This window comes from Candidatus Eremiobacteraceae bacterium, assembly GCA_036511855.1.
Lineage (GTDB): Bacteria > Vulcanimicrobiota > Vulcanimicrobiia > Eremiobacterales > Eremiobacteraceae > JABCYQ01.
Genome location: DATCBN010000001.1, coordinates 1 through 2,296, shown reverse-complemented (window position 1 = coordinate 2,296; position 2,296 = coordinate 1). Strand labels below are relative to the sequence as shown.

Below are 2,296 nucleotides of genomic sequence, written 5' to 3'. Positions count from 1 at the left end.
CGATTGCGAAATTGATGTAGCGCGGCCACAGATTTTCAAACGCGCGCGCGGGAGCCATGACGTTCGCGCCGACGTTGATCGTCACCGAAGAGAGAATCACGATAATGCCGGCGACGACGATGACCGCGATTGGAAATTTCTCGATCAAGTCGACCGGATTCCAAACAGCCGTTCCGAAAATTTTGAGCGTGGCCGATGTCACGGCGATGCCCAGGAACGAGAAGAGCGCCATGGCAAGCGGCATCGAGAGTATCTGCCCGAGCATTTGTCCGCGCTGCGTGCGGGCATAGCGCGTGTAGTCGGGAATGTTGAGCGCGAGCGTCGCCCAGAAGCCGATGACGCCGACGACCGAAGGCAAGAACGCGATCCAGAATTGGCCGCCGTGAATTTTTGCCGGCGCCGCCAGCATCGGGCCGAAACCGCCGGCAGCGTGAGCCGCCCACACGAGCAACGCGATTGCGGCAATGCCGACAGTGGGTGCGGCAATTTGCGCGAGTCGACCGATCGCTTGCGCGCCGCGCATCGCGATGGCGACGTTGAGCAGCCAGAAAAGCGCGAACGCGAGCCAGGTGTGCTGCTGGTAATCACCCCAATGCGCGCTCAAGCCGCGCCATGCGGGCAGTACCGTGGTAAGGATCGCATCGAGCGCCTGACCGCCGAACCAGGAGTTTATTCCAAACCAGCCCGCGGCGATGAGTGCCCGCGCCAACGCCGGAATGTGCGCGCCGCGCGTTCCAAACCATAGGCGCGCAAAGACCGGATACGGTATGCCGTACTTCGTGCCGGCGTGCGCCACGAAGAGAATCGCGCTCAGCACGACGATGCTCCCCAGGAATATCGCCAGGACGGCTTCCCACCAATTCATACCGATAGAAATCATGCTGCCGGCTAGCGTGTAGGTCGGAATGCACAGGCACATGCCGATCCACAGCGAGGCGAACTTCGATCCCGGCCACGAGTGTTCGGCGAGCGTGCACGGCCGAAGATCCTCGTTCCACATGGAGTGGTTCTGTTCGGCCTCTTGGTGCGCAGCGTCGGTGAGGACGACGACGTCGCCCGCACGAATCTGGGTTGCGGTCGCTTTCACGTTAGATCTGGACGAGATCGTCGTACGTTTCAGGGCGGCGATCGCGATAGAACTGCCAGGTGTTGCGCACCTCGGTTATGAGATTGCGATCCATCACGCCGATGACGACTTCGTCTTTATCGCGGCTGCCGACGGCGACGAAATTGCCGCGTGGGTCTACCAGATACGATTGGCCGTAGAATTCGCCCCTGTTCCAAGGCGTCTCGACGCCCACGCGATTGATCGCGCCGACGTAGTAACCATTGGCAACGGCGTGCGCCGGCTGCTCGAGTTTCCAAAGGTATTCGGAAAGGCCGGCGACGGTCGCCGACGGATTAAATATGATTTCGGCGCCGTGCAGGCCGAGCATGCGCGCGCCTTCGGGAAAGTGGCGATCGTAACAGATGTAGACGCCGACTTTTGCGAAGGCGGTGTCGAACACGGGGTAGCCGAGATTTCCCGGGCGGAAATAATATTTTTCCCAAAAACCGCAGCCCTGCGGCCCGGCTTGCACCTGTGGAATGTGGTGTTTGCGATATTTGCCGAGATATTTTCCATCTGCGTCGATAACTGCCGCCGTGTTGTAGTAGACGCCCGTGAAGTCTTCCTCGTACATCGGCACTACGAGAACGATGCCAAGCTCTTTGGCGAGATCTTGCATGAGTTTGGTCGTCGGTCCATCGGGGATCTGTTCGACTGCTTCATACCACTTCGGCGTTTGCTCGGTGCAGAAGTACGGTCCGTAAAACAGCTCTTGCAGGCACACGATCTGCGCGCCCTTTTTCTTGGCCTCGCGAATCAGCTTGACGTGTTTATCCGTCGCTTCTTTTTTATGCACGTCGACCGGCTGCGCTCCGTCGGTATCGTGGTGCGCTTGGATCAGACCGATTGTAACCTTCGATTCCAAAGTTTTCTCCGTTCTTGTTAGTCCCCTCGACATGCGCGCTTCGCGCGCTGCTCGGGGTCCTTCGACTTCGCGTTTCGCCAGGGGCGAAACGCTTCGCTCAGGATGACACACTCAGCGCTCAGGATGACACACTCAGCGCTCAGGATGACACACTCAGCGCTCAGGATGACGCCCCAGCGCCATGCTATGGAGCGCTATGCTGCTTGGGCGCTCAGTTCGCCCTTCACGGCCGTTTCCCAGCAAAAGTGGGAACGTGTTGGGCCGAAGCACTTTTATCGGATACGGAGGAGACCCATGTATCGAATTTCAGCACTTGTCTTAGG

At 59.1% G+C, this 2,296-nt stretch carries 2 protein-coding genes; both read right to left on the bottom strand.

All coding sequences use genetic code 11. The annotated features are described in order from the left end of the window. Positions 1 to 1,087, bottom strand: a 1,087-nt coding sequence (locus tag VII69_00010; protein HEY5093478.1) for a cytosine permease, incomplete at its 3' end; no start/stop codon positions are given. 1 nt (position 1,088) lies between these two features. After that, a complete protein-coding gene (locus VII69_00005) occupies positions 1,089 to 1,973 on the bottom strand; it encodes a nitrilase-related carbon-nitrogen hydrolase (GenBank protein HEY5093477.1) in 885 nt (294 codons plus the stop codon). Between the last annotated feature and the right edge of the window lie 323 nt (positions 1,974 to 2,296).